This is a genomic window from Rhodococcus sp. Z6_132 (assembly GCF_058133635.1).
Genome location: NZ_JBYUNP010000003.1, coordinates 100959 through 127711 on the forward strand (window position 1 = coordinate 100959; position 26753 = coordinate 127711).

Sequence of the window (26753 nt, forward strand, 5' to 3'; positions counted from 1 at the left end):
ATGCCTGTGCTCGAGGCCGAGCAGCAGACCGCCGTGCTGGACGGTGCCTGGCAGGTGCACCCCAAGGTGGCCGTCCGCCCGGAGCCCTTCGGCGCGCTGCTGTACCACTTCGGCACGCGGCGGCTGTCCTTCCTGAAGAACCACACCGTGGTCGGCATCGTGCAGTCGCTGGCCAACCACCCCGACGCGCGGTCGGCCTGCCTGGCCGCCGGGGTCGGCGAGGCGGCGCTGCCGTCCTACGCCGCCGCCCTGGCCACGCTCGTCGAGTCCACGATGATCATCAGGAGAGATGCCGCATGACCGCAGTGCTGGATCCAGCTGCAGTGCTCGAGCCCCCCACCACCACGGCACCGCCCAAGGTGGGACGGCTGATCGACCAGTTCGAGCTCGGCCTCGACGCACCCATCTGCCTCACCTGGGAGCTCACCTACGCCTGCAACCTGGCGTGCGTGCACTGCCTGTCCTCCTCGGGCAAGCGCGACCCGCGCGAGCTCAGCACCGAGCAGTGCAAGGCCGTCATCGACGAGCTGCAGCGCATGCAGGTGTTCTACGTGAACATCGGCGGTGGCGAGCCCACCGTGCGCTCGGACTTCTGGGAGCTGGTGGACTACGCCACCGCGCACCAGGTGGGCGTGAAGTTCTCCACCAACGGCGTGCGCATCGACCGCGCCGTCGCCGAGCGCCTGGCCGCCAGCGACTACGTGGACGTGCAGATCTCCCTGGACGGGGCCACCGCCGAGGTCAACGACGCCGTGCGTGGCACGGGCTCGTTCGACATGGCCTGCCGCGCGCTGCAGCACCTGGCCGACGCCGGCTTCGCCGACGCCAAGATCTCCGTCGTGGTCACCCGGCAGAACGTCGGCCAGCTGGACGAGTTCAAGGCGCTGGCCGACCGCTACGGCGCCACCCTGCGCATCACCCGCCTGCGACCGGCCGGCCGCGGCGCGGACGTGTGGAACGAGCTGCACCCCACCATGGCCCAGCAGCGCGAGCTCTACGACTGGCTGGTGCGCAACGGCGAGGGCGTGCTCACCGGCGACTCCTTCTTCCACCTGGCCGCCTTCGGTGACGCCCTGCCCGGGCTCAACCTGTGCGGCGCCGGGCGCGTGGTCTGCCTGATCGACCCGATCGGCGATGTCTACGCCTGCCCGTTCGCCATCCACGACGCCTTCCTGGCTGGCAACCTGCTCAACCCCGGTGGCTTCCAGGAGGTGTGGCAGAACTCGGAGCTGTTCACCGACCTGCGCTCCCCGCAGACCGGCGGCGCGTGCAGCAAGTGCCAGCACTTCGACGCCTGCCGCGGCGGCTGCATGGCGGCCAAGTTCTTCACCGGCCTGCCGCTGGACGGGCCGGACCCGGAGTGCGTGCAGGGCTACGGCGAGGTGGCGCTGGCCGACGTGGCCGGCGACGTCCCCAAGCCCACCGGCGACCACTCGCACTCCGGACCCGTCCGAGGCCAGGCGCCCAAGCCTGTCCCGCTCACGCTGATGGTCAAGCCACCGGTGAGCTTCTGCAACGAGAACCCACTGGCAGGGATGAGCTGAATGAGCAAGAACGCATGGTTCGAGACCGTCGCCGAGGCGCAGCGCCGCGCCAAGAAGCGGCTGCCCAGGTCGGTCTACGGCGCGCTGGTCGCCGGCTCCGAGAAGGGCATCACCGTCGAGGACAACACCGCGGCGTTCGCCGAGCTGGGCTTCGCCCCCCGGGTGGCCGGGCTGTCGGGCTCCCGCGAGCTGGCCACCACGGTCATGGGCCAGCCCATCTCCATGCCGGTGCTCATCTCGCCGACCGGGGTGCAGGCGGTGCACCCCGAGGGTGAGGTGGCCGTGGCCCGGGCCGCCGCCAACCGCGGCGTCGCGGTCGGCCTGTCGTCCTTCGCCAGCAAGTCCGTCGAGGAGGTCGCCGCGGTCAACCCGCAGACGTTCTTCCAGATGTACTGGGTGGGCAGCCGCGAGGTGCTGGTGCAGCGGATGGAGCGGGCCCGCGCGGCCGGCGCCGTCGGGCTCATCATGACCCTGGACTGGTCGTTCTCCAACGGACGCGACTGGGGCAGCCCCACCATCCCGGAGAAGATGGACCTCAAGGCGATGGCCCGCTTCGCCCCGGAGGGCATCACCCGCCCGAAGTGGCTCTACGAGTTCGCCAAGACCGGCCGGGTCCCCGACCTGACCACCCCCAACCTCACGCCACCCGGCGGCGAGGCGCCCACCTTCTTCGGCGCCTACGGCGAGTGGATGAACACCCCGCTGCCCACCTGGGAGGACGTGGCCTGGCTGCGCGAGCAGTGGGGTGGGCCGTTCATGCTCAAGGGCGTGATGCGGGTGGACGACGCCAAGCGGGCCGTGCAGGCCGGCGTCACCGCCATCTCCGTGTCCAACCACGGGGGCAACAACCTGGACGGCACCCCGGCGCCCATCCGGGCGCTGGCGCCCATCGTGGACGCCGTCGGCGAGGACATCGAGGTGGTGCTCGACGGTGGCATCCGCCGCGGCAGCGACGTGGTCAAGGCCGTGGCCCTGGGGGCGCGCGCGGTGATGATCGGCCGCGCCTACCTGTGGGGCCTGGCGGCCAACGGGCAGGCCGGGGTGGAGAACGTGCTGGACATCCTGCGCGGCGGCATCGACTCCGCCGTGCTGGGCGTGGGCCGCTCCTCCATCCACGACCTCACCCGTGACGACGTCTACGTGCCGCCGGGCTTCGTCCGGGACCTCGGCGCGCACGAGCCCGCCGCCACCCGGAGCTGATGGCCGGACTGCTGCTCCGGCCCGTCACGCTGGCGGGCCGGACGGCGTCCTCGCGGGTGCTCTTCGGCCCGCACGAGACCAACCTGGGCGTGGGCCGAGCGCTCTCGCCCGCGCACGTCGCCCACTACGCCCGGCGCGCCGCGGGCGGCGCCGGCGTGGTGGTCACCGAGACCGCGTCGGTGCACCCGGGGGACTGGCCCTACGAGCGGGCCCCGCTGGCCGCCGAGTGCGGACCGGGCTGGGCCGACGTGGTCGCCGCCTGCCGACCGCACGGAACCCTGGTGCTGGCCGGGCTGGGCCACGCCGGGGCGCAGGGTTGCAGCGCCCACAGCCAGACCGTGCTCTGGGCGCCGTCCCGGGTGGCCGACGTGGTCTCCCGCGAGCTGCCCATGGCGATGGAGCAGGCCGAGCTGGATGCGGTGGTGGCGGGCTTCCGGGCCGCCGCCGCGCTGGCCGTGCAGTCCGACGTGGACGGGGTGGAGGTCGACGCCGGGGCGATCAGCCTGCTGCGGCAGGCCCACTCCGGGCTGACCAACCTGCGCGACGACGGCTACGGCGACGACCGGTTGCTGCTCACCCGGCAGGTGCTGGCGGCCGTGCGCGACGAGCTGGGGCCGGGCCGGGTGCTGAGCCTGCGGCTGAGCTGCGACGAGCTGGCCCCGTGGGGCGGGATCACCCCGGAGGATGCGCTCGCCCAGGTGGCGGAGCTGTCGCCGCTGGTGGACCTGCTGGTGGTGGTGCGCGGCGGCCCGTACTCCGTGGACGCCTACCGGCCCGACCGGCACACCGCGCCCGGGTTCAACCGGGAGCTGTGCGCGGCGGTGCGGACGGTGAGCGTGGCGCCGGTGGTGCTGCAGGGCAGCGTGGTGGACCCGGCGACGGCCGAAGCCGCGCTGGCCGGCGGGGTGTGCGACGCGGTGGAGATGACCCGGGCGCTGATCGCCGACGCCGAGCTGGTGGCCACGCTGCGGGCGGGCGGGGCGCCGCGGCCGTGCGTGCTGTGCAACCAGGAGTGCCGGGTGCGGGACCCGCGCAACCCGGTGGTGAGCTGCGTGGGCGACCCGGTGGCTGCCCCCCTCTCCGGCGTTCAGGTCCCTCGTCGCCCTTTCTCGGACCCGACAAGGGCGACCAGGGCCCGCAACGCCGTGGTGGTGGGCGGTGGCCCGGCCGGGCTGGAGGCCGCACGGGTGCTCGCCGACGGCGGCGTGCAGGTGCGGCTGCTGGAGCGCGCGCCGCAGCTCGGGGGCCTCGCCCGGGTGGTGGCCGTGGGCTTTGCCCCGCTGGTGGGCTGGCTGGAGCAGGAGTGCCGCCGGCTCGGGGTGGAGCTGGTGACCGGCTGCGAGGTGGGGCCGGGGGAGCTGGTCGGGGCGGCGGTGGTGCTGGCCACCGGGAGCGTGCCCGCCCCGCGGGGGGTGGTCGGCGACGCACCGTGGTTCACCGCCGCCGAGGTGCTCGCGGGGGCGCCCGTGTCCGGGCCGGTGCTGGTGCACGACCCGGTGGGCGGGCCGGTGGGCGTGGCGGTGGCCGAGCACCTCGCCGCCGCCGGCCGTCCGGTGGCGGTGGTGACCGCGGACCCGGTGGTGGGTGCCCAGCTGGGCCGCACCGGAGACCTCGCCGCTGCCAACACCCGGCTGCAGCAGGCCGGGGTGCGCCGTGAGCTGAGCACCCTGCTGCGCTCGGCCGGTGGCGGGGTGGCGGTGCTGGAGAACCGCTACACCGGGCAGCGCCGTGAGGTGGCGTGCGCTGCGGTGGTGGACTGCGGGCACCGGCTGCCCGACCACACCCTGGACGTGCCCGGCGCGGTGCGGGTGGGCGACTGCGTGGCGCCGCGCACCGTGGCCGAGGCCGTGCGGGAGGGCCGCCGGGCCGCGCAGGCGGTGGTCGCGGCATGAGGCTGTTCACCCCGCTGCAGGTCGGGCGACTGGCGCTGGCCAACCGGGTGGTGTTCACCGCGCACCTCACCAACGCCGCCGTGGACGGGCTGCCCACCGCCCAGCACGCCGCGTACTACGCCGCCCGTGCTGCCGGTGGCGCCGGGCTGGTGATCACCGAGGAGCAGTCGGTGCACCCCTCCGACGGGGCCTACGAGAAGCTGATCCGCGGCCACGACCCGGCGGTGCTGCCCGGGTACCGGCTGATCACCGACGCGGTGCACGCGCACGGGGTGCCGGTGCTGGCCCAGCTCAACCACAACGGCGGCCAGGCGTCGTCGCTGTACACCCGCACCCCGGTGCTCGCCCCCAGCCCGGTGCCCGACCCGCTGTTCCGCGAGGTGCCCACCGCGCTGACCCACCGGCAGATCGCCGAGCTCGTGGCCGGCTACGCCGACGTCGCCGCCCGCTGCGTGGCCGGCGGCTTCGACGGGGTGGAGCTGCAGGCCAGCCAGTCCTCGCTGCTGCGCTGCTTCCTGGCCCCGGCCACCAACACCCGCACCGACGGCTACGGCGGCGACCTGCCCGCGCGGGCCCGGTTGTTGCTGGAGGTGGTCGACGCGGTGCGCGAGGTGCTCGGCCCGGACAAGGCGCTGGGGGTGCGGCTGAGCGGGCACGACGGCATCGAGCACGGCGTGACGCTGACCGACGCCGTTGCGGTGGCGCGGCTGGTGGAGGCGACCGGGTCGGTGGACTACCTGAACACCACCCTGGGCGTGGCCACCTCCACCCAGCACCTGATCACCTCGAGCATGCGCACCCCCGCCGACCACGCCCACCCGGTGGCGCGGGCCATCAAGGCCGCCGTGGCCCTGCCGGTGATCGGGGTCGGCCGGTTCACCCGCCCCGAGCAGGTCGAGCAGGCGCTGGCCGACGGGGTCTGCGACCTGGTGGGCGTGGTCCGGGCGCAGGTGGCCGACCCGGACTTCGCCACCAAGGCCCGCACCGGGCGGGCCGCGGAGATCCGCAGCTGCCTGTCCTGCAACCAGGAGTGCGTGGGCCGGGTGGGGCTCAACCGGTGGCTGGGCTGCGTGGTCAACCCGCACGCGGGCCGGGAGTCGGTCCCGCTGCCCGCGCCGGTGCGCCGAGCCCGCCGCGTGGTGGTGGTCGGCGGTGGGCCGGGTGGTCTGCGGGCCGCGGCCACCGCAGCCGAGCGCGGTCACCGGGTGACGCTGCACGAGCGCGCCGACCGCCTCGGCGGCCAGGTGCTGCTGGCGGCGAGCGCCCCGGGCCGGGCCCAGCTGGGTGCGGTGACCGCCGACCTCGTCGCGGAGTGCGCGCGGCGAGGGGTGCAGGTGCACACCGGTTCGCCGGTGAGCGCCGCGCAGCTGATCGCGGAGGCGCCTGACGTGGTGGTGCTGGCCACCGGGGCCCGCCCGGTGCGCCCGGCGTGGGCGGGGGACTGCCCCCGGGTGGTGCACGTGCGCGACGTGCTCGCGGGGCGGGTGCGGCCCACCGGCACCGTGCTGGTGCACGACGAGCTGGGCTTTCACCAGGCCACCTCGGCGGCCGAGGTGCTGGCGGCCCGCGGCTGCGCGGTGACGGTGAGCACCAGCGCCATGGTGGTGGCGCAGGACCTCGGGCTCACCCTGGACACCGAGGGCTGGCAGCGCCGCGCGCACGCCGCCGGCATCGACCAGCGCACCGACCTGGTGCCGCGGGGGGTCGCCGAGCGGGACGGCCGGCTCGCGGTCACCCTGCTGCACCACCCCACCGGTGCGGAGTCGGTGTGCGTCGTCGACTGGGTGGTGTGCGCGGTGCACCAGGAGCCGGAGGACGAGCTGTGGCGCGCGCTGGCGGGCTCCGGGCTGCCGGTGCACCGGGTGGGTGACTGCCTCACCCCGCGCCGGTTGCACGCCGCGGTGCTCGAGGGCGAGCGGGTGGCCCTGGCGTTGTGACGGTGCGCGTTGTGACGGCGCGTGAGCGCAGCTCTACCCGCCGAACATGCCGGTAACAGTTGTGCGGTTTGCCCCGACAATCCCCGGTCATCTGTGGCCGAGCGGCTCGGTCGCGCGATGACGGGGGGAGCGGGGGGACGCACCGGCCAGCAGTGGCGTGCGCGCCTCGCGCCAGCGCACACTCGGGAAACGGGTGGCGGGCTCGTCAGGACAACCAGCACCAAGGGGGTCTGGTGTGACTGTAGTGATCTGCGTGCTCGGGCTGGTCGTCGTCTGCGTCGGCGCGGCGGCGCTCATTCCCGGCCGCTTCACCTGGTTGCGGGCCAACCCTGGCACGCCAGGCGTGCTGGTGGCAGTGGGTGTGCTGCTCTTCGGCTCCGGCATCGCGCTCTCGCCCAACCTCGAGACCGCCGGTACCACCAGTCCGACACCCGGCGCCCCGGCCCCCGGCGCACAACCCACGGAGACCACCACCTCGCCGCCGGTGAACCCCGTCCTCGCCCCCGAGCAGCCCACCGCCGGGCCGCCCGCGCCCCCCGTGGGCTCGACCGGGGCGCCCTCGTCCTCCGGGTCCCGGCCGGGCACGCCGGCGCCCGTGCCGCAGCTTCCCGGTGTGCAGCCGCCGTCCGCCGCTCCCCAGCCACCGTCGGTCGTCCCCCCGGCACCGTCGCGTCCGCCGACGTCCAGCCAGACCGGACCTGGTCGGCCGACCGTGCCTGCGCAGCCCACCCAGCCGCCGCCGGCCCCGACCGTCCCGCCGCGCACGACGACGCCGCCGCGCACGACGACGCCGCCGGTGCAGACCACGCCGCCGCCGGTGCAGACGACGCCGCCGCCGGTGCAGACGACACCACCGGTGCAGACCACCCCGCCGGTGCAGACGACACCACCGCCGCCCGCCCCCACCACGCCCGTCGAGACCGTCACCCCGCCGCCCACCGAGGGGGAGCCCGGTACCGGCGGCGTGGCCCCGCTGACCTCGACCGGGACGGGCAGCTCCGTGCCCGGTGGCACCGGGCAGAGCGGCGCTCCCTGACCGGCCGGCCGCTGGTTCAGCGCCGGCCCGTGGCGTCCGGCTGCTCGGTGCGCCACCACGCCACCGTCTCGCGCACCGCCTGCGTCAGCGGGGTGGGTGCCAGCCCGAGCAGCTCCTCGCTGCGGCGGGAGTCGAGCACGAACGGCTGCTCGAACTGGTAGAGCATCTCGGCCAGCTCGCGCAGGCTCCCCGGCACCAGGGCGCCCGCTCGCAGCACCCACGACGGCAACGTCCTCACCGTGGCGGGCACGCCGGCGGCCTCAGCCAGGGCATGCACCAGCTGGCGCTGGGTGAGCGCGGGACCGGTCGGGGCGTGCAGCACCGAGCCCCACACCTGCGGCCGGGCCGCCGCGGCCACCATGGCGCCGGCGTAGTCGGGCACGTAGGTGAAGGAGTGCGGCTGGTCGGCGCTGCCCATCACCCGGACCGTGCGACCGGCCAGCACCGCCCCGACCATCCGGTCGCCCGCGTGCGCGGTGTGCACGTGCGGGCCGAAGAAGTCCGAGGCCACCACGCTCACCGTCGGCGTGGTGGAGGCCTGCCGGGCGCGCAGGAGCTCGGTGCGCATGCCGCGCTTGCCGCCGGTGGCCGCCCGCGGGCTGTCCTCGGTCATCGGCCGGGAGGGCTCGGAGTAGGAGTACAGGCTCTCCGGGAACACCACCACGCTGTCGGCCGCCGCGTGCAGCACCGCCTGCTCCATCGCAGGCAGCGCGGTGGCCCACGCTGCGGCGGAGTAGGCGGCGTGCGCGCAGTGGTACACGGCGCTGGCTCCGTCGACGGCCGCGCGCAGCGCCGCCTCGTCGTGGACGTCCACCGCGCGCCGCTCGATGTTCTCGTGCCGCGGACCGGAGCCGGAGCGGGTGAGCAGGCGGACGTGGTGGCCGGCGTGGGCCAGCTGGGTGGCGACGGTGCGGCCGACCGGGCCGGCGCCGGTGATCACGTGCAGTGCGCTCATGAGGCGCTCCTTCCAGGGGTGAGAGAGCAGTGCTCTCTGAACTCCCTCGAGTGTGGTCTGTGTCGGCCTCATGGTCAAGAGCAGTGCTCTCGAAAGTTGACGGTGCTCTCGGGTCTGGCAGACTGGCCGCCGTGCCCACCCCGCGAGAACAGGCCCGCACCCGGACCATCGCCGACATCACCCGGCTGGGCCGCGAGCACCTGGCCGAGCACGGTGCCGCCGGGCTGAGCCTGCGTGCGATCGCCCGCGACCTGGGCGTGGTGTCCTCAGCCGTCTACCGCTACGTGCCCAGCCGCGACGACCTGCTCACCCTGCTGGTGGTGGACGCCTACGCCGAGCTGGGCGAGGCCGTCACCCGCGCCGAGTCGGACGCACCGCGCACCGATCTGCAGGCCCGCTGGCGGGCGCTCGCCGGGGCCGTCCGCGGCTGGGCGCTGGCCGAGCCGAGCCGGTACGGACTTGTGTTCGGCACCCCGGTGCCCGGCTACCACGCACCGGCCGAGCAGACCACCGTGCCGGGCACCCGAGTGGTCGCGCTGCTGCTGCAGCTGGCCGCGGACGCGGAGGCCGCCGGCTGCCGTCCCGCCAGCTCGGCGGGACCGGTCGAGCCGTCGCTGCACGCCGACGCCGAGCGCGTCCGGTCCGAGCTGGAGGTGGACGTGTCCGACGCGATGCTCACCGCCACCGTGCTGGTCTGGGTCGCTCTGTTCGGCGCGGTCAGCTTCGAGGTGTTCGGCCAGTACGGCAAGGACACCTTCGCCCAGCCCGAGGTCCTCTTCGCCGCGCTGGTGGACCTGCTGGCCGGCGTGCTCGGCATCGGGCCGACGTGAGCCGCGGCGCCCGCGGTCGCGCCACCGCGCCGCTGCCGGTGCGCGCCGGGCTCAACCCCACCCGGCTGCGCCTGCCCGACGACGGGGCCTGGGCCACCGTGCTCGACTACCTGCTGCACCGCTTCCCCGACGACGCTGTGCGACTGCGGGAGAAGGTGGCCGGGGCAGAGGTGCTCGACGCCGCCGGCAACCCGGTGACCGCGACGTCGCCGCTGCAGCCCGGTGGGTTCGTCTACCTCTACCGGGACCCGCCCACCACCGAGGTGCGGGTGCCCTTCGAGATCGAGGTGCTGCACCGGGACGAGAACCTGCTGGTGGTGGACAAGCCGCACTTCCTGGCCAGCACCCCGCGTGGGGTGCACGTGGTGGAGTCGGCGCTGGTGCGGCTGCGGCGCGAGCTGGACCTGCCCGAGCTGAGCCCGGTGCACCGCCTGGACCGGCTCACCGCCGGGGTGCTGGTGCTGACCACTCGGCGCGAGGTGCGCGGGGCCTACCAAGGGTTGTTCGACCGCCGCGAGGTGAGCAAGACCTACGAGGCCGTGGCCGCGCACGACCCCGCGCTGGCGCTGCCCCGCACCGTGCACAGCCGCATCGTCAAGCGCCGCGGCGTGCTCACCGCCCAGCAGGTGCCCGGCCCGGCCAACGCCGAGACCCGGGTGGAGCTGGTGGCGGTGCACGGTGGCCGGGCCCGGTACCGGCTGCGCCCCACCACCGGGCGCACCCACCAGCTGCGGGTGCACCTGTGCTCGCTGGGCATCCCGATCGTCGGCGACAGCTTCTACCCGGTGGTGCACGACGTGCCGGTGGACGACTACTCCTCCCCGCTGCAGCTGCTGGCCCGCGAGCTCTCCTTCACCGACCCGGCCACCGGGGTGCGCCGGACGTTCACCAGCCGGCGGCGGCTGGCGCTGGATCCGGCACCGGCCTGAGTGATCCCGCTCACCGGGACCCGTGGCCACCGTCGCCCGTGCTGGCGAGAGAGTCGGGCCATGTCTGACAACAGCTCTGTGCGCCCTCGGCTCGCCCGCGACGTGACCACCTGGGCCCACGAGGCCGACGTGGTGGTCGCCGGGTACGGCGTGGCCGGGGCCAGTGCCGCGGTGGGGGCCGCGCAGGCCGGGGCCGACGTCCTGGTACTGGAGCGCACCAGCGGCTGGGGCGGGGCCGCGTCGCTGTCCGGTGGCTTCATCTACCTCGGCGGCGGCACCTCGGTGCAGCAGGCGTGCGGGTTCGAGGACAGCCCGGAGAACATGAAGGCCTTCCTGGCCGCCGCCATGGGCGAGGGGGTGGACGAGGCCAAGCTGGACGCCTACTGCTCCGGCAGCGTCGCCCACTTCGACTGGCTGGTGGAGTGCGGGGTGCCGTTCAAGCCGACCTTCTGGGACCAGCCGGGGTGGGAGCCGCCGGGCGACGACGGCCTGCAGTACACCGGCGGGGAGAACGCCGCGCCGCTCAACGCCATCGCCACCCCCGCCCCCCGCGGGCACGTGCCGCAGATGAGCGACAAGCGCACCGGCGAGAAGGGCGGTGGCTACATGCTGATGAAGCCGCTCACCGACCTCGCCACCGAGCTGGGCGTGCGCAGCGCCTACGACATGCGCGTGCAGAGCTTGGTGGTCGACGACGACGGCCGGGTGGTTGGGCTGATCGCCAAGCAGTACGGCGAGGAGGTGGCCGTGCGCGCCCGCAAGGGCGTGGTGCTGGCCATGGGCAGCTTCGCCTACAACGAGCAGATGGTGCAGGCCCACGCCCCGCGCCTGGTGGGCCGGCCGGCCGCCTCCATCGAGGAGCACGACGGGCGGGCGATCCAGATGGCCCAGGCGCTGGGCGCGGACCTGGCGCACATGGACGCCACCGAGGTCGCCTTCTTCTGCGACCCGCAGCTGTTCATCCGCGGCATCCTGGTCAACGCCCGCGGCCAGCGCTACGTCACCGAGGACACCTACCCCGGCCGCGTCGGGCAGGCCACCCTGCAGGACAACGGCAACCAGGCGTTCCTGGTGATCGACGAGGCCGCCTACGAGGAGGCGCTGACCACGCCCAGCTCCACCGAGCTGCTGCGCCACCGGCCCAAGTGGGTGTGCGAGACGGTGGCCGAGCTGGAGGGCGAGATGGGGCTGCCCGAGGGCTCGCTGCAGGCGACGGTGCAGGTCTACAACACCCACGCGGCCACCGGCACCGACCCGGTGCTGGGCAAGAAGGCGGAGTGGCTCAAGCCGATCGGCTCCCCGGTGGCCGCCATCGACCTGCGCAACATGACCGGCGGGTTCACCCTGGGCGGGCTGCGCACCACCGTCGACTCGGCGGTGGTGCACGTCTCCGGCGAGCCCATCCCCGGCCTGTTCGCCGCGGGGCGCTGCACCTCCGGGCTCTCCGCCGGCGGCTACGCCAGCGGCATCTCCCTGGGCGACGGCAGCTTCTTCGGCCGCCGCGCGGGCCAGGCCGCCGCGAGCCAGTAGCCGTTGCTCGGCGGCCTCGGTGACGGCCTGGGCGCGCAGCGAGTCCAGCACCACCGGCGAGGCCAGCGGAAGTCCGTGCCGGGCACCCCGCCAGCTAGCGTGAGCACCGTGACCGGGCCAACGTGTTTCAGCACCGCGGGTGACCTGGCCGGGCTCACCTGGCCGGAGGTGCCCGCCGACGCGCTGCTGGTGGTGCCGGTGGGCTCGGTGGAGCAGCACGGCCCGCACCTGCCGCTGGACACCGACGCTCGGGTGGCAAGTGCGGTGGCCCGGGAGCTGGTGCGCACCACCGCCGGCGCGGTGCTCGCGCCCGCGGTGCCCTACGGGGCGAGCGGGGAGCACGAGAGCTTCCCCGGCACCATCTCCATCGGCACCGAGGCGCTGCGCACCCTGCTCGTCGAGCTGGGTCGCTCGGCCTGCCGGTGGGCGCCCAGGCTGGTGCTGGTCAACGGCCACGGGGGCAACGCCCAGGCGCTGGTGCAGGCCGTGCGGCTGCTGCGCCAGGAGTCCCGCGACGTCGCCTGGCTGCCCTGCGCGGTGCCCGCCTCCGCCGCCCACGTCCCCGACGCCCACGCCGGGCGCACCGAGACCTCCCTGCTGCTGGCGCTGCACCCCGCCGACGTGCGCACCGCCGTCGCGGCCGCCGGAGCCACCGCCCCGGTGGCCACCCTGATGCCAGCGCTGCGGGCCGGCGGGGTGCGCGCGGTGAGCGCCAACGGGGTGCTGGGTGATCCGGCGGGCGCGCACGCCGCGGAGGGCGAGCAGCTGCTGGCCGCGCTGGCCGAGCAGGCCGCTGGGGCCGTGCGCCGCTGGGCGCCCGACGCCAACGGGATGCTGTCGTGAGCCGGGCGGCGGTGGTGACCGGCACCGGCATCAACGCCAGCGCCGTCTCGCCGAGCTCCACCCGCACGCTGTGAGCACCCCGGCCCTGCCGCTGGGCTTCCGGGTGCAGCTCGACCGCAGGCTGTGGTGGCTCGACCGGGGTGCGGCCGTCCTCGGTGGGTCCCCGCCGCGGCTGCTGCGGCTGCGCCCGGCCGCCCGAGAGCGGCTGGCCGAGCAGCCGATGACGGTGCGCGACAGTGCCAGCGCGGCGCTGGCCCGCACCCTGCTCGACGCCGGGGTGGCCCACCCGCGCCCCGTCGGCGGACCCACGCCAGAGCAGGTGACGGTGGTGGTCCCGGTGCGCGACAACGCCGCCGGGGTGCAGCGGCTGCTGGCCGCGCTGACGCCCGGCACCCCGGTCGTGGTGGTCGACGACGGCTCCGGCAGCGCCCGCCGGCGGCAGCTGGCGACGGTGGTGGCCGAGCACGGCGCCGAGCTGGTGCGCCACCCCACCAGTCGCGGCCCGGCCGCCGCCCGCAACACCGGCCTGGCCCGGGCCCGCACCCCGTTCGTGGCCTTCCTGGACTCCGACGTGGTGCCCACCCCCGGCTGGCTGACCGCGCTGCTGCCGCACCTGGCCGACCCGGCGGTGGCGCTGGTGGCCCCGCGGATCGTGGCGCTGCCGGCCGGGCGCGGCTGGGTGGCCCGCTACGAGACGCTGCGGTCCTCGCTGGACCTGGGCCCGCGCGAGGCGGGCGTGCTGCCGCGCAGCCGGGTGGCCTACGTGCCCAGCGCCGCGCTGCTGGTGCGGGTGGCCGCGGTCAGCGGCGACGAGCGCGGCTGCTTCGCCGCGGAGATGTCGGTGGCCGAGGACGTGGACCTGTGCTGGCGGTTGCACGCCCGCGGCTGGCGGCTGCGCTACGAGCCTGCCGCCCGGGTCGCCCACCAGCACCGCACGCGAGTAGGCACCTGGTTGCGCCGCAAGGCCTTCTACGGCACCGGTGCCGCCCCGCTGGCGGCTCGGCACCCCGGGCAGGTGCCGCCGGTGGTGCTGGCGCCGTGGACGGCGGTGGCGGCGGCGCTGCTGCTGACCGGACGGCGCATGGGCGTCACGGGTGCGGCGGTGGTGACGGCGGTGGCCACGGTGCGCCTGTCCCGCAGCCTCACCGGGCTGCACCACCCGCTGGCCACCGCGGCGGTGCTGGCCCCGCGCGGGCTCTACGGCGCGCTCACCCAGCTGGCGTCGGCGGCGTGGCGGTCGTACTGGCCGGTGACGCTGCTGGTGGCGGCGCTCTCCCCGCGGGCCCGGCGGGTGCTGCTGGCCGCGGGGGTGCTGGACGGGCTGGCGGACTGGGCCACCCACCGGGACACCACCCACCGTGACACCACCCCCCGCCGGGACGGGTCAGCACCCTCCCGGCTCGACCCGCTGCGCTACCTGGTGGCCAAGCGGCTCGACGACCTGGCCTACGGCACGGGGCTGTGGTGGGGTGCGCTGCGGGCGGGGGAGCCGGCGGCGCTGCGCCCGGAGCTCACCCGGTGAGCAGGCCGGTCGCTACCGTGACACCCATGACGGGACAGCGGCCGGGGCGCGACCGCGACGAGGAGGGCCGGGCCCGCAACGCCCGTCCCCGCGACGGCCTTGGCCGGCCCCTGCCCTACGGCGCCGCCGGGGTGGAGCGTGCGCCCGAGGGCCTGCACCGCACGCCGGAGCAGACCCTCGCGGAGGCGCAGGAGCTGCTGGACGCGGGCATGCCCTTTCACGCCCACGAGGTGCTCGAGGACGCCTGGAAGCTGGCGCCGGAGCCGGAGCGGGCGCTGTGGCGAGGCCTGGCCCAGCTGGCGGTGGGCCACACCCACTGCCTGCGCGGCAACGTCCGCGGAGCCCAGGCCCTGCTCACCCGCGCGGCCGACGTGCTGGCCGAGCAGCCCGCGCCCGGCCCGCACGGGGTGGACGTGGCCGGCCTGGTGGCGTGGGCCCGGGAACTGAGCGCGGCGCTGTCCGGCGGGGTGCCCACCGACCTCTCCGCGCCGGTGCTGCGCCGGCGCTGACCGGGCCATCGCCGGAGATTGCGTTGCCTCCAGGCGAAATTGCGCTGTGTCGCCCGGTCGGTCGCCCGGGCGGTCTCAGCGCAGGAGCCGGGGTCGCCACGCTAAGAGATCGACCCGGCAAGCCGATGAGACAGGTCACTGGCCGTGCATGATGAAGCGCGCGAGTGAGTTTTGCCAGTCGTAGACCGCCCCCACGGCGGCATCGTGCAGCTGGTTGCGGGCTTGAACCGGGGGGTTGGGGTTGTCCACGGACACGAGAGCGGACGCGGGGCCGGACCGTCCCGCGGGCCGAGGCGTCGCGGCGCAGATCGACCTCGCCCGGCTGGCCCGCCTGCTGGCCGTGGTGGTCGAGGAGCACCGGGACTGGCGTGACCTCGTCCGCGACGTGGCCGAGCACCTGGGCGCGCTCTTCGCCAGCGCCGTGGTGGCGATCGACAAGGTGGTGGTGACCGACGGCTCCGCCAGCATCACGCCGCTCGTGCTGGTGCCGGCCGCCGAGGAGAAGGTCGCCAACCACGCCGCGCTCGAGGAGGCGGTGCGCACCGGTCGGGCAGTGCACCTGGCCGGACCCGACGTGCTGCCCCAGGCGCTCGCCGCCGGGCTGCCGCACGTGGGGATCTGCGTGCCGAGCGCGGACACCACGGTGCTCTCCCTGTACCGCCAGTCCGGCACCCCGTTCACCACGGCCGAGGCGGAGCTGGTGACCATCGTGGCCAGCTACCTGTCGCTGGTGATGCGCCGGCTGCAGCGGGTGGCCCAGCTGCGCAACCTGGCCGAGCACAGCGTCCGGATCGGCACGCGCCGCAGCGAGCAGGACGTGCTGGACCTCGCGGTGGAGGGAATCCTGCCGCTGCTGGAGGCCGATGCCGCCTGCGTGGTGCTGCTCGACGACGGGAGGATCGCCCGCTGCGTGGCCCAGCGTGGCCTGAACGCCGAGCTGCTCTCCACCTGGAGCGGACACCTGCGCCCGGACCTGCTGCACCAGCTGACGCAGGAGCGCCGGCCGCTGCGCCTGGCCGACATCCGCAACCAGCTCCCCGAGCGGGCCGGCTGGCGTCCCCGCGCGGGGGTGACCGTGCCGGTGGAGGTGGACGGCACGGTGGTGGCCCTGCTCGGGGCCTTCCGGCGCAGCGGCTGGGAGTTCAGCTCCGACGACGAGTACGTGCTGACGCTGCTCGCCAGCCAGGTCGCCTCCGCCATGACCAACGCCCGGGCGGTGCTCACCGGTGAGCGGCGTCGGCAGGCCGCCGAGTCGCTCGGTGCGCTGTCCTCGGCGCTCAACTCCAGCCTCAGCGCCGCCGAGGTGGCGAGCCGGTTCTGTGCCGCCATGGTGGAGCACTCCGGCGCCGACCGCTCCGCGCTGCTGCTGCTGGACGACGACAGCACCCGGCTGGTCCCGATGTGTGTGTCCCCGCAGCAGGAGGGCGGCTTCCTGGCGCGCTTCCGCGGCCCGCTCGGCTGCATCATGGTGGACGAGCACCCCACCCTGCAGCAGGCCGTGACCGGTCTGCGCGCGGTGACGGCCGCCGTCACCGACGACGCCAGCGGTGCTGCCCGCTGGCTGCACGCCCAACCCCTGGTGGTGCACGGCGCCGCCGTCGGGGTGGTGCTGCTGGAGTGGTTCGCCGCCGACCGGCCGCAGCCGCAGGAGATGCTCGGCCTCATCGCCGACATGGCCGGCACCGCGCTGCAGCACGCCCGGCTGTTCGAGCGCGCCGAGCAGAGCGGCCTGCAGCTGGCGGCGCTGCACGACGTGGCGGTGGCCATGAACAACGACGACGACCTCGGCGCCACCCTGCAGCGGGTGGCCGAGTCCACGCTGCAGATCACCGGGGCCCGCACCGGCTGGATCACCCTGGTCGACCCCGACGGGGTGGGGGCCACCCACGTGGCCGTCGTCGGCGACCCCGACATCATCAAGGACAGCACCGTCCGGGGCGGCACCACCGCCAACATGCACCGCAACATCGGGGGCTGGGCGGTGGCGCACTCCAGGACGGCCTGGGTGCCCAACACCGCCGCCGGCATCAGCGAGCCACCGGAGGCGGCCGAGTGGTTGTTCGACCGCACCCCCGGCTGTGTGGTGGTGGTGCCGCTGCCCGGCCGCGGCGGCACCTCGCTGGGGTTCCTGTCCCTGCGCCACCCCGAGCCGTACTTCCTCAGCCGCTCGTGCCTGCCGATCCTGCAGCGCTTCGCCACCGAGACCGGCCTGGCCGTGGAGAACCACCGTGAGCTCGAGGCCCGGCGCTCGCTGGAGCGCCAGCTGCGCGAGCAGGCCTCGGTGGATCCGCTGACCGGCCTGGCCAACCGCACCCGGCTGGGCGTCCTGCTGGGAGAGGCCCTGCGGCGCACCGATCAGGAGCACTGCCTCGGTGTGGTGTTCCTCGACCTCGACCGGTTCAAGACCATCAACGACAGCCTGGGCCACGCCGCCGGCGACGAGCTGCTCACCGCGGTGGGTCAGCGCCTGGAGGCGGCGGTGCGCCCGGAGGACGTGGTGGGCCGCCTCGGCGGCGATGAGTTCGTGGTGCTGCTCAACCGGCTGGCCCGACCCACCGCCACGGCCGAGGCCGAGCTGGTCGGCGGACGCATCCTGGCGGCGCTGACCGAGCCCTTCCCGGTGGGCCAGCGCTCGGTGTTCGTCTCCGCCAGCATCGGCCTGGCCGTGGCGCACGGCAGTGAGCACGACGCGGAGAGCCTGCTCCGCGAGGCCGACATCGCGATGTACCGCGCCAAGGCCGCGGGCAAGGCGCAGGTCGCCGTGTACGAGCCGTCCATGAGCGTGGCCGGCCTGCTGGACATGGAGAGCGACCTGCGCCAGGCGCTGGACCGCCAGGAGCTGGAGGTGCACTACCAGACCATCGTGGAGGTGGGCACCGGCCGGCCGGTGGGCATCGAGGCGCTGACGCGGTGGAACCACTGCACCCGCGGCGCGGTGCCACCGGACGAGTTCATCTCCCTGGCCGAGGACACCGGCCTGATCCGGCGGCTGGACCAGTGGGTGCTGGAGACCGCGCTGCGCGACGTCGCCCGCGTGCGCCAGGAGTGGCCCGAGATCGGCGTCAACGTCAACCTCTCGGCGCTGCACGTGCACGAGCCGACGCTGCCCGCGCGCATCCGTGGGCTGCTCAAGGAGCACGGGGTGAGCCCGCAGGCGCTCACCCTGGAGATCACCGAGACGGCGTCGCTGTGGGACCCCGCCCGCACCATGGGCAGCCTCCGCGACCTGCGCTCGCTCGGGGTGGGGGTGGTGGTGGACGACTTCGGCACCGGCTACTCCAACTTCAGCTACCTCAAGCAGCTGCCGCTGCGCGGGCTGAAGATCGACCGCAGCTTCGTGCAGAACCTGGACCAGGACGAGGACGCCGCCATCGTCACCGCCCTGCTCACCCTGAGCCAGACGCTGGGCCTGGAGGTGATCGCCGAAGGGGTGGAGACCGCGCAGCAGCAGGAGAAGCTGCTGGAGCTGGGATGCTCGCGCGCGCAGGGCTTCCTGTTCTCCCGGGCGGAGCCGGTGGCGGTGCTGCTGGAGCGGCTGCGGGTGGAGCTGGCCCCGGCCTGAGCGCCGGAGTTGCCGGGAACGTCCACGCGGCGCAGGGTGAGTGTGACTCGCGTCACCGCAGCCGCGGGTCCTGGTCAGCGAGGAGAACCCCAGATGAAGACCAAGGCCGCAGTAGTCGTCGAGACCGGCAAGCCCATCGAGCTGATGGAGCTCAACCTGGACGGGCCCAGAGCGGGGGAGGTGCTCATCCGCTACACCCACGCGGGTCTGTGCCACTCCGACGTCCACATCCAGCACGGCGACCTGGAGGCCCGGCTGCCCATGGTGCTCGGCCACGAGGGCGCAGGCGTCATCGAGGAGGTCGGCCCCGGCGTCACCCGGGTCAAGGCCGGGGACAACGTGGTCTGCTCGTTCATCCCCAACTGCGGGGTGTGCCACTGGTGCGCCACCGGCCGGCAGTCCATCTGCGACATGGGCGCCAACATCCTGGAGGGCTACCTGCCCGGGCCCCGCTTCCCGTACACCGGACCCGACGGCGACTACGGCGCGATGTGCATGCTCGGCACGTTCTCCCAGTGGGGCGTCATCCACCAGAACTCCGTGGTGAAGGTGGACGACGACCTGCCGCTGGACAAGGCGGTGCTGGTCGGCTGCGGCGTGCCCACCGGGTGGGGCTCGGCGGTGAACACCGCGAACGTGCGCCCCGGCGACACGGTGGTGGTCTTCGGCATCGGCGGGATCGGCATCAACGCCGTGCAGGGCGCGGCCTACGCCGGCGCCAAGAACCTCATCGCCGTCGACCCGCTGGAGAACAAGCGGGAGAAGGCGATGGAGCTCGGCGCCACGCACGCGGTGGCCACCGGCGAGGAGGCGCAGCAGCTGGCCGTCGACCTCACCAGGGGCGTGGGGGCGGACAGCGCCATCGTCACCGTCGGCCTGGTGGAGCAGCAGGTGGTGAGCGAGGCGTTCAACGCCATCGGCAAGGGCGGCAGCGTGGTGCTCACCGGGCTGAACCGGCTGGACGTGCAGAACGTGCAGCTGCCCGGTTCGATCATGACGCTGTTCCGCAAGAGCGTGAAGGGCAGCCTCTTCGGCGACTGCAACCCCACCACCGACATCCCAAAAATCTTGGGGCTGTACCAGAGTGGTGACCTCAAGCTGGACGAGCTGATCACCAGGACCTATACCCTCGACCAGGTGAACGAGGGCTACAGCGACCTGCTCGAGGGCAAGAACGTGCGCGGCGTGATCGTGCACGAGCACACGTGAGCACTCTGCTCACTGCGGCGGGGCCTGTTGCGACGGGCCCCGCCGCTGCGGTGGTGGGCCGCCACCGGGAGGTCGAGCTGCTCGTGGCCGCCCTGGACTGCGGCGCCCACGTCCTGCTGGAGGGCCCACCCGGCACCGGCAAGACCACCCTGCTGCGCTCGGTGGCCGCGGCCGGGTCGGTGCCGTTCGTCTTCGTGGAGGGCAACGCCGAGCTCACGCCCGGTCGGCTCATCGGGCACTTCGACCCCGCCCAGGTGCTCAGCGAGGGCTACAGCCCGGACGTCTTCGTCGACGGCCCGCTGGTGCAGGCGATGCGGGCCGGGTCCCTGCTCTACGTGGAGGAGGTCAACCGCGTCCCGGAGGAGACCCTGAACGTGCTCATCACGGTGATGAGCGAGGGCGAGCTGCACGTGCCGCGGCTGGGCCGGGTGCCGGCCGCCGCGGGCTTCCGGCTGGTGGCCGCGATGAACCCGTTCGACGCGGTGGGCACCGCCCGCATCTCCGCCGCCGTCTACGACCGCTGCTGCCGCATCACCATGGGCTACCAGTCGGCGCAGGACGAGGCCGACATCGTGGTGCTGCGCGGCCCGGCCGTGCCCGACCCCTGGCGCGCGCAGGTGGTGGACCTGGTGCGCCGCACCCGCGAGCACCCGGACGTGCGGATCGGCTCCTCGGTGCGCGGCGCCATCGACCTGGTGCGGCTGGCGGTGTCGCTGTCCGGGCTGCGCGGGCAGGAGCCCACCAGCTGGCTGGTGGGCCTGGACGCGGCCCTGGTGGCGCTCTCCGGCCGGGTGCGCCTGCAGGAGTCGTGCGGGCGGGCGCCGGAGGAGATCGTCCGCGAGCTCTACGTGGCGGTGTTCGGCGCCGAGCCCACCGACGACGACCCCGCCGACGAGTCCGAGCCCACGGGGGACGGTGGTGCGTCGGGGGGAGCGTGAGCCCGCCGAGCGCGGGCGAGGAGCCACCACCAGCCCGGCGCGACCGCGGTCCGCGCCAGCGCACCACCCCGCGCTCCGAGCTCTCCCGCGCGCCCGAGTTCGAGCAGGTCTCCCCGGAGGTGGGCCAGCTGGACGAGGAGGCCTTCGACGCCGCGGCCGCCGCCGATCCCGACGCGGCGCTGACCCTGCTGGCGGACATGGCCACCGCCACCGACGAGGGCCTGCGTGCCGCCGCGCGACGGCTGGCCGCCCGGGTGGTGCTCGACCGTGCCCGCACCGGCCTGGCCCGCAGCCGCGGGGTGCGCCGACTGCGCCCGGTGCCGGCCGACCGCGGCGGCGACCTGGACGTGGACGCCTCCCTGGACGCCGTGCTCGACGCCCGCGCGCAGGGCAGGCAGCCGGGGCTGGACGAGCTCACCGCCCGCCAGTGGGGCCGCCCGGAGCTGGCGCTGTGCCTGCTGGTGGACACCTCCGGGTCGATGGGTGGGGCCCGCCTCGCCGCGGCCGCCCTCACCGCGGCCGCGTGCGCGCTGCGGGCGCCGGGGGAGCACGCGATCGTCTCCTTCGCCCGGACGGTGACGGTGTTGCGCGCGATCACCTCGCAGGCGCCGGCCTCGGCGGTGGTGGACTCGGTGCTCACCCTGCGCGGGCACGGCACCACCTCGCTGGCGGCGGGGCTGCGCGCGGCCGGGGAGGAGCTCGCCCGCAGCAGCGCCGAGCGACGGGTGGTGGTGCTGCTCAGCGACTGCCGCACCAGCGAGACCGAGGACCCCGCCCTGGTGGCGGCGCGGCTGCCGGAGCTGGTGGTGCTCGCCCCGGCCGACGACGACGAGGAGGCGGTGGCGCTGGGTCGGCGCAGCGGGGCGCGGGTGGCCGCGCTGCGCGGTGTGGCCGACGCACCGGCCGTGCTCGCTGCGCTGCTGGTCTAGCGCTCGCGGGTCGCCGAACCAACGGCGCGAACCGGTCTCCCCGCCCGCACTTGCCGCGACCGCCGCTCTGCGCAAGGGTGGGCTGTGAGCCCGGTCACGTTGCGCCCCCTGGCGGGGCGGTGCCGGGGAGCCGCTCTGGAGGAGGAGACCTGATGACCCGAGTGAACATGGTCGTCGACGGCGTCAGCTACGCGGACGAGGTGGAGCCGCGGACGCTGCTGGTGCACCACCTGCGGGAGCGCCTCGGCAAGGTGGGCACCCTGGTGGGCTGCGACACCAGCAACTGCGGGGCCTGCACGGTGCACCTGGACGGGGTGAGCGTGAAGTCGTGCTCGGTGCTGGCGGTGCAGGCCGACGGCGCGGAGGTGACCACCATCGAGGGCCTGGCCACCGGCGGCGAGCTGCACCCGGTGCAGCGCGCCTTCCACGAGAACCACGGCCTGCAGTGCGGCTTCTGCACCCCGGGGATGATCATGCAGAGCGTCGACCTGCTCAAGGAGAACCCCGACCCCACCGAGGAACAGGTGCGGGAAGGGCTGGAGGGCAACCTCTGCCGCTGCACCGGCTACCAGAACATCGTCAAGGCCGTGCAGGCCGCCGCGCAGACGCTGAAGCCGGCAGGTGCCTGATGACCACCACCGTCGACTCGCCCACCGGCACCGACCCCGAGCTCGGGCGCGAGCGCCTGCGCAAGGAGGACGCCCGGCTGATCACCGGGCGCACCCGCTTCACCGACAACATCGTGCTGCCCGGGATGCTGCACGTGGCAGTGCTGCGCAGCCCCTTCGCGCACGCCACCATCACCTCCGTCGACACCAGCGACGCGCGCAGCCGGCCGGGCGTGCACGCGGTGTACACCGGTGCCGACTTCGCCGCCGAGCAGGGCAGCCTGCCGTGCGCGTGGGCGATCACGCCGGACATGAAGACCCCCGACCACCCGGCGGTCGCGGTGGACACGGTGAACTTCGCCGGGGAGATCGTCGCGGTGGTGGTGGCCCGCAGCGCCTACGAGGCCGCCGACGCCCTGGACGGCATCGACATCGACTACGACGAGCTGCCCGCGGTGCTGGACATGGAGGCCGCCCTGGCCGACGGCGCCGACCTGGTGCACCCCGCGCTGGGCACCAACAAGTGTGCGGTGTGGACCTTCGACTCCGCCGAGGCCGGCACCGGCAGCAGCGTCACCGACGCCCTCGCCGAGGTCACCGTCACCCGGCGCTTCCGCCAGCAGCGGCTCATCCCCGCGTTCATGGAGCCGCGCTCGGTGGTGTGCGACCCCACCGGCGAGCAGCTCACCCTGTGGACGTCCACCCAGGTGCCGCACCTGGTGCGCACCATGATGGCGATGACGCTGGGCATCCCCGAGCACAAGCTGCGGGTGATCGCCCCCGACGTGGGCGGCGGCTTCGGCGGCAAGCTGCAGATCACGCCGGAGGAGGTGCTCGCGGTGATGCTGGGCCGTCGGCTCGGCCGGCCGGTCAAGTACACCGAGTCGCGCTCGGAGTCGCTGCTGGCCGCCCACCACGGCCGGGACCAGATCCAGGACATCACCATCACCGCCCGGCGGGACGGCACCGTCACCGGCCTCACGGTGGAGCTGATGGCCGACATGGGCGCCTACCTCGGGCTGGTCACCCCGGGCGTGCCCATCCTCGGCGCGTTCATGTTCAACTCCATCTACAAGTTCCCGGCGTACCACTTCAGCTGCACCAACGTCTTCACCACCAAGGCGTGGACGGACGCCTACCGCGGCGCGGGCCGGCCCGAGGCCACCTTCGGCATCGAGCGGATCATGGACGAGCTGGCGGTCGAGCTGGACATGGAACCGATGGAGCTGCGCCGGAAGAACTGGATCACCCACGAGGAGTTCCCCTTCACCACGGTCGCCGGGCTCACCTACGACACCGGCAACTACGAGGCGTCCACAGACAAGGCGATGGAGCTGTTCGACTACGCGGGGCTGCGCGCGGAGCAGCAGCGCCGCCGGGAGTCCGGCGACACCCTGCAGCTGGGCATCGGCATCTCCACGTTCACCGAGATGTGCGGGCTGGCGCCCTCGCGGGTGCTGGGCCAGCTGAACTTCGGCTCGGGCGGGTGGGAGCACGCCGCCATCCGGATGCTGCCCACCGGCAAGGTCGAGGTGGTCACCGGCGTCACCCCGCACGGGCAGGGGCACGAGACGGCGTTCAGCCAGATTGTCGCCGACCGGCTCGGCGTGGCCTTCGAGGACGTCGAGCTGCTGCACGGCGACACCCAGTCCTCGCCCAAGGGTCTGGACACCTACGGGTCCCGCTCGCTGGTGGTCGGGGGCGTCGCCATCGTGCAGGCCGCCGACAAGGTGATCGACAAGGCCCGGCCGATCGCCGCACACCTGCTGGAGTGTGCCCCGGAGGACCTGGAGTTCGCCGGTGGCCGGTTCACCGTGCGCGGCACCGAGGCGGGCCTGGGCATCGCCGACATCTCCCTGGCGGTGTTCACCGCGCACAACCTGCCCGACGGGGTGGAGCCCAGCCTGGACTCCCAGGCCACCTTCGACCCGGAGAACTTCAGCTACCCGCACGGCACCCACCTCTGCGCGGTGGAGGTGGACACCGAGACCGGGTTCGTGCAGATCTACCGCTACGTCTGCGTGGACGACGTGGGGCAGGTGGTCAACCCGATGATCGTGGAGGGCCAGATCCACGGTGGGCTGGCCCAGGGCATCGCCCAGGCGCTGTACGAGGAGGCGATCTACGACGACGGCGGGACCCTGCTCACCGGCACCATGGCCGACTACCTGCTGCCCTCGGCGATGGACCTGCCGCACTTCACCACCGAGCGCACCGAGACCCTCGCGACGTCCAACGTGCTGGGCGTGAAGGGAGTGGGCGAGGCGGGCACCATCGCCTCCACGCCGGCCGTGGTCAACGCCGTGCTCGACGCGGTGCGCCAGCACGGCGTGCGCGACATCGAGATGCCGTGCTCGCCGCAGCGGGTGTGGCGGGCGCTGGAGCAGGCCAGGGGCGGCCTGGACGCCGGCGGGCCCGCGGGGCGCAACACCCCCGAGGCTGGCGGCGGCCTGGGCACCACCGACGCCTCCGGCTCGGTGGACGAGTCCACCAGCACCACCGACGAGGGAGGACTCGCATGATCCCCGGGAGCTTCGACTACGTGGCGCCGACGACGGTCGCCGAGGCGCTGCAGGTGCTGGCCGCCGGCGGCGAGGACGCCAAGGTGCTCGGCGGCGGGCAGAGCCTGATGCCGGTGCTGCGGCTGCGGATGGCCGCCCCCACCCTGGTGGTGGACCTGAACAAGGTGGCCGAGCTGCGGGGCATCGCGGTGGAGGGCGACGAGCTGGTGATCGGCGCGATGACCACCCACCACGACGTGCTGCACAGCCCGCTGGTGGCCGAGCACGCGGCGCTGCTCGCGCTCACCACCGCCACCGTGGCCGACCCGCAGATCCGTCACCGCGGCACGCTCGGCGGGGCTCTGGTGCACGCCGACCCCGCCGGTGACCTCGGCGCGCCGGTGCTGGCCCTGGACGCGTCGCTGGTGCTCGCCTCGCCCACGGGCACCCGCACCGTGGCCGCGGCGGACTTCTTCCAGGACCTCTTCACCACCGCGGTGCAGCCGGGCGAGCTGCTCACCCAGGTCCGCCTCCCTCGGCACACCGGCTGGGGGGCCCGCTACGAGAAGTTCCAGCGGGTGGCGCAGGCGTGGTCGGTGGTGGCGGTCGCGGCAGCCGTGCGGCTGGAGGGCGGCACCATCGCGCAGGCCAAGGTGGCGCTGACCAACATGGCGTCCACGCCCGTGCGGGCGGCCGCGGTGGAGGCCGCGCTGCTCGGCCAGCCGGCCACCGCCGAGTCGGTCCGCGCCGCCGCGGCGCAGGCCGGGGTCGGCACCTCACCGGGCAGCGACGTCGGTGCCGACGCGGCCTACCGCACCCACCTGGCCGGGGTGCTCACCCGTCGGGCGGTGTCGGCGGCCGCCGGCATCTCCTGACCTAGCTCGTCCATCCACAGCAGACAGGAGAGGCACGTGTCCGACTCAGGGACGACCGACTCAGGCGCCACCAGCGCGGCCGACGGCAAGGGAGCCGGGCCCGAGCCCACGGGGGCGGAGATGCCCGGGGCCATCGGGGCGCCCACCCCCACCCCGCGCTCGGCCACCGGCACCGAGACCGCCCAGGGGGCGTCCGGCGAGGGCGACGAGCCGGGCCCCGCGGGACCCGCTGCGAGCGGGTCCGGACCCGGCCGTGGCGCGCCGGTGCAGTCCTCGCCGGCTGGCGGCGAGATGGCCTGGTTCGCGCCCGTGCTGGTCGCGCTGACCGTGGGCACGTTCGTGCTCTGGTGGCTGCGGCGGCGCTGAGCGGGCGGTCGTGCCCGGGTGTGGTTGCCGTCACAGCCACGGCGTAACTTGGCGGAGGAACGCGGTGGCCTGAATGGATAGGGTGATTTGATGGAGATGGAACACGATTTCACGGTCGACGCACCTATTGGCGAGGTCTGGACGGCTTTTCTCGAGCCGCCGCGGGTGGCGCCGTGCTTCCCCGGCGCCACGCTGACCGGCTCCGACGACACGTCCTTCACCGGCACCGTCAAGGTCAAGCTGGGACCGATTGCCATGTTGTACAAGGGAACCGGGACTTACGTCAGCGCCGACGAGAGCACCCACACTGCGGTGATCGACGCCAAGGGCAAGGATTCTCGTGGCAACGGGCAAGCCAGTGCCAAGGTGACGGCCATTCTCTCCGAGAATGGCTCTGGCAGCACCAAGGTGGTGGTCAAGACCGACCTGAACATCACCGGCAAGCCCGCGCAGATGGGGCGCGGCCTCATCGTGGACGTGGGCGGCAAGATCATCGGGCAGTTCGCCCAGTGCCTGAGCGAGCGGCTCGGCTCAGGGGCGAGCGAGGGCGCCGTGGCGAGCGGCGCGGCCACCACCGCTCCATCCACCACCACCGAAGCCACCACCACCGGGACCACCACGGCCGGCACGTCCGCGGCCGCGCCGTCCACGCCGACGTCAGCCACCTCGGCCCCGTCCAGCTCGTCCGGGCCCAGCGCGACGCCGCCAAGCAGCCAGCCGGCACCCGCGGCGGCAGGGACCTCCTCCAGCGACGGGACGGACGGGCACGGGTGGCCGTCGGAGTCCACCTCGGCCGAGGCCATCGACCTGATGGAGATGGCCGGCGGCAGCGCCATGCTCAAGCAGGCGCTCCCGGTGATCGCCGGGGTCGCGCTCGGGCTGGTGGTGGGCGGGATCGTCGGCTGGCTGGCCAAGCCGAAGCCCAAGCCGCGCACCGTGATCCCGTCGTACCTGGAGGCGGTGCTCGCCCCGCAGCGGGCACTCGTCGACCTGTCCGCCCACCGCCGGCACAAGTAGTCCGACGCGCAGAACCACCTC

The 26753-nt window shown here is 74.4% G+C and carries 22 protein-coding genes; 21 read left to right on the forward strand and 1 reads right to left on the reverse strand.

What is annotated here, in order from left to right:
- From mftB to AC3YO9_RS13670, 6 genes are all read left to right on the forward strand, one after another.
- Positions 1–300 (forward strand): mycofactocin biosynthesis chaperone MftB, encoded by a 300-nt coding sequence (gene mftB, locus AC3YO9_RS13645; RefSeq protein WP_127781979.1) that lies wholly within the window; start codon positions 1–3, stop codon positions 298–300.
- On the forward strand, positions 297–1544 hold the full coding sequence (mftC, locus tag AC3YO9_RS13650; protein WP_489983548.1) for a mycofactocin radical SAM maturase: 1248 nt from the start codon (positions 297–299) through the stop codon (positions 1542–1544). Before mftB ends, mftC begins: the two co-directional genes overlap by 4 nt.
- Positions 1545–2744, forward strand: coding sequence for a pre-mycofactocin synthase MftD (mftD, locus tag AC3YO9_RS13655; protein WP_127781981.1), 1200 nt, complete (start codon positions 1545–1547; stop codon positions 2742–2744).
- Positions 2744–4636 (forward strand): mycofactocin system FadH/OYE family oxidoreductase 1, encoded by a 1893-nt coding sequence (locus AC3YO9_RS13660; RefSeq protein WP_489983549.1) that lies wholly within the window; start codon positions 2744–2746, stop codon positions 4634–4636. The genes mftD and AC3YO9_RS13660 overlap by 1 nt, the downstream gene beginning before the upstream one ends.
- Positions 4633–6573 carry a mycofactocin system FadH/OYE family oxidoreductase 2 gene (locus AC3YO9_RS13665; protein ID WP_489983550.1) on the forward strand — a complete coding sequence of 647 codons (1941 nt, stop codon included), beginning with the start codon at positions 4633–4635 and terminating at the stop codon, positions 6571–6573. Before AC3YO9_RS13660 ends, AC3YO9_RS13665 begins: the two co-directional genes overlap by 4 nt.
- Before the next feature lie 235 nt (positions 6574–6808).
- Positions 6809–7609, forward strand: a complete 801-nt coding sequence (locus tag AC3YO9_RS13670; RefSeq protein WP_489983551.1) for a hypothetical protein — start codon at positions 6809–6811, stop codon at positions 7607–7609.
- A 16-nt stretch (positions 7610–7625) separates the two neighbouring features.
- Here the strand turns inward: AC3YO9_RS13670 and AC3YO9_RS13675 are convergent, their stop codons facing one another.
- On the reverse strand, positions 7626–8564 hold the full coding sequence (locus tag AC3YO9_RS13675; protein WP_489983552.1) for an NAD-dependent epimerase/dehydratase family protein: 939 nt from the start codon (positions 8562–8564) through the stop codon (positions 7626–7628).
- A 131-nt stretch (positions 8565–8695) separates the two neighbouring features.
- Between AC3YO9_RS13675 and AC3YO9_RS13680 the strand changes: the two genes are divergently transcribed.
- From AC3YO9_RS13680 to AC3YO9_RS13750, 15 genes are all read left to right on the forward strand, one after another.
- Entirely contained in the window at positions 8696–9394 is a 699-nt protein-coding gene (locus AC3YO9_RS13680) for a TetR/AcrR family transcriptional regulator (RefSeq protein WP_489983553.1), read from the forward strand.
- On the forward strand, positions 9391–10323 hold the full coding sequence (locus tag AC3YO9_RS13685; protein WP_489983554.1) for a pseudouridine synthase: 933 nt from the start codon (positions 9391–9393) through the stop codon (positions 10321–10323). The genes AC3YO9_RS13680 and AC3YO9_RS13685 overlap by 4 nt, the downstream gene beginning before the upstream one ends.
- A 60-nt stretch (positions 10324–10383) precedes the next feature.
- The gene (locus AC3YO9_RS13690) at positions 10384–11853 is read left to right on the forward strand and encodes an FAD-dependent oxidoreductase (RefSeq protein WP_489983555.1); all 1470 of its coding nucleotides are present in this window, start codon (positions 10384–10386) and stop codon (positions 11851–11853) included.
- A gap of 108 nt (positions 11854–11961) precedes the next feature.
- Positions 11962–12696, forward strand: a complete 735-nt coding sequence (gene mftE, locus AC3YO9_RS13695; RefSeq protein ID WP_489983556.1) for a mycofactocin biosynthesis peptidyl-dipeptidase MftE — start codon at positions 11962–11964, stop codon at positions 12694–12696.
- A gap of 70 nt (positions 12697–12766) precedes the next feature.
- On the forward strand, positions 12767–14218 hold the full coding sequence (gene mftF / locus AC3YO9_RS13700) for a mycofactocin biosynthesis glycosyltransferase MftF (RefSeq protein ID WP_489983557.1): 1452 nt from the start codon (positions 12767–12769) through the stop codon (positions 14216–14218).
- 26 nt (positions 14219–14244) lie between these two features.
- Positions 14245–14727 carry a DUF309 domain-containing protein gene (locus tag AC3YO9_RS13705; protein WP_489983558.1) on the forward strand — a complete coding sequence of 161 codons (483 nt, stop codon included), beginning with the start codon at positions 14245–14247 and terminating at the stop codon, positions 14725–14727.
- Between the two features lie 241 nt (positions 14728–14968).
- Positions 14969–18289 (forward strand): EAL domain-containing protein, encoded by a 3321-nt coding sequence (locus AC3YO9_RS13710; protein WP_127781990.1) that lies wholly within the window; start codon positions 14969–14971, stop codon positions 18287–18289.
- A gap of 93 nt (positions 18290–18382) precedes the next feature.
- Entirely contained in the window at positions 18383–19498 is a 1116-nt protein-coding gene (locus tag AC3YO9_RS13715) for an NDMA-dependent alcohol dehydrogenase (RefSeq protein WP_127781991.1), read from the forward strand.
- Positions 19495–20436, forward strand: coding sequence for an AAA family ATPase (locus tag AC3YO9_RS13720; protein WP_127781992.1), 942 nt, complete (start codon positions 19495–19497; stop codon positions 20434–20436). Before AC3YO9_RS13715 ends, AC3YO9_RS13720 begins: the two co-directional genes overlap by 4 nt.
- A complete protein-coding gene (locus tag AC3YO9_RS13725; RefSeq protein ID WP_241249674.1) occupies positions 20433–21365 on the forward strand; it encodes a vWA domain-containing protein in 933 nt (310 codons plus the stop codon). Before AC3YO9_RS13720 ends, AC3YO9_RS13725 begins: the two co-directional genes overlap by 4 nt.
- Positions 21366–21517: 152 nt before the next feature.
- Positions 21518–21994 (forward strand): (2Fe-2S)-binding protein, encoded by a 477-nt coding sequence (locus AC3YO9_RS13730; protein WP_127781993.1) that lies wholly within the window; start codon positions 21518–21520, stop codon positions 21992–21994.
- Complete coding sequence (locus AC3YO9_RS13735) at positions 21994–24495, forward strand: xanthine dehydrogenase family protein molybdopterin-binding subunit (protein ID WP_489983559.1); 2502 nt, start codon at positions 21994–21996, stop codon at positions 24493–24495. The genes AC3YO9_RS13730 and AC3YO9_RS13735 overlap by 1 nt, the downstream gene beginning before the upstream one ends.
- The gene (locus AC3YO9_RS13740; RefSeq protein WP_127781995.1) at positions 24492–25349 is read left to right on the forward strand and encodes an FAD binding domain-containing protein; all 858 of its coding nucleotides are present in this window, start codon (positions 24492–24494) and stop codon (positions 25347–25349) included. The genes AC3YO9_RS13735 and AC3YO9_RS13740 overlap by 4 nt, the downstream gene beginning before the upstream one ends.
- A 36-nt stretch (positions 25350–25385) precedes the next feature.
- A complete protein-coding gene (locus AC3YO9_RS13745; protein WP_127781996.1) occupies positions 25386–25715 on the forward strand; it encodes a hypothetical protein in 330 nt (109 codons plus the stop codon).
- A 96-nt stretch (positions 25716–25811) separates the two neighbouring features.
- Complete coding sequence (locus AC3YO9_RS13750) at positions 25812–26732, forward strand: SRPBCC family protein (protein WP_489983560.1); 921 nt, start codon at positions 25812–25814, stop codon at positions 26730–26732.
- Positions 26733–26753: the final 21 nt, after the last annotated feature.

Coding starts and splice junctions, on each gene's coding strand:
- AC3YO9_RS13660 (WP_489983549.1), top strand. CDS start 2,744: ATGGCCGGACTGCTGCTCCGGCCCGTCACGCTGGCGGGCCGGACGGCG.
- AC3YO9_RS13690 (WP_489983555.1), top strand. CDS start 10,384: ATGTCTGACAACAGCTCTGTGCGCCCTCGGCTCGCCCGCGACGTGACC.
- AC3YO9_RS13735 (WP_489983559.1), top strand. CDS start 21,994: ATGACCACCACCGTCGACTCGCCCACCGGCACCGACCCCGAGCTCGGG.
- mftB (WP_127781979.1), top strand. CDS start 1: ATGCCTGTGCTCGAGGCCGAGCAGCAGACCGCCGTGCTGGACGGTGCC.
- AC3YO9_RS13665 (WP_489983550.1), top strand. CDS start 4,633: ATGAGGCTGTTCACCCCGCTGCAGGTCGGGCGACTGGCGCTGGCCAAC.
- AC3YO9_RS13715 (WP_127781991.1), top strand. CDS start 18,383: ATGAAGACCAAGGCCGCAGTAGTCGTCGAGACCGGCAAGCCCATCGAG.
- AC3YO9_RS13675 (WP_489983552.1), bottom strand. CDS start 8,564: ATGAGCGCACTGCACGTGATCACCGGCGCCGGCCCGGTCGGCCGCACC.
- mftD (WP_127781981.1), top strand. CDS start 1,545: ATGAGCAAGAACGCATGGTTCGAGACCGTCGCCGAGGCGCAGCGCCGC.
- AC3YO9_RS13750 (WP_489983560.1), top strand. CDS start 25,812: ATGGAACACGATTTCACGGTCGACGCACCTATTGGCGAGGTCTGGACG.
- AC3YO9_RS13705 (WP_489983558.1), top strand. CDS start 14,245: ATGACGGGACAGCGGCCGGGGCGCGACCGCGACGAGGAGGGCCGGGCC.
- AC3YO9_RS13740 (WP_127781995.1), top strand. CDS start 24,492: ATGATCCCCGGGAGCTTCGACTACGTGGCGCCGACGACGGTCGCCGAG.
- mftC (WP_489983548.1), top strand. CDS start 297: ATGACCGCAGTGCTGGATCCAGCTGCAGTGCTCGAGCCCCCCACCACC.
- AC3YO9_RS13730 (WP_127781993.1), top strand. CDS start 21,518: ATGACCCGAGTGAACATGGTCGTCGACGGCGTCAGCTACGCGGACGAG.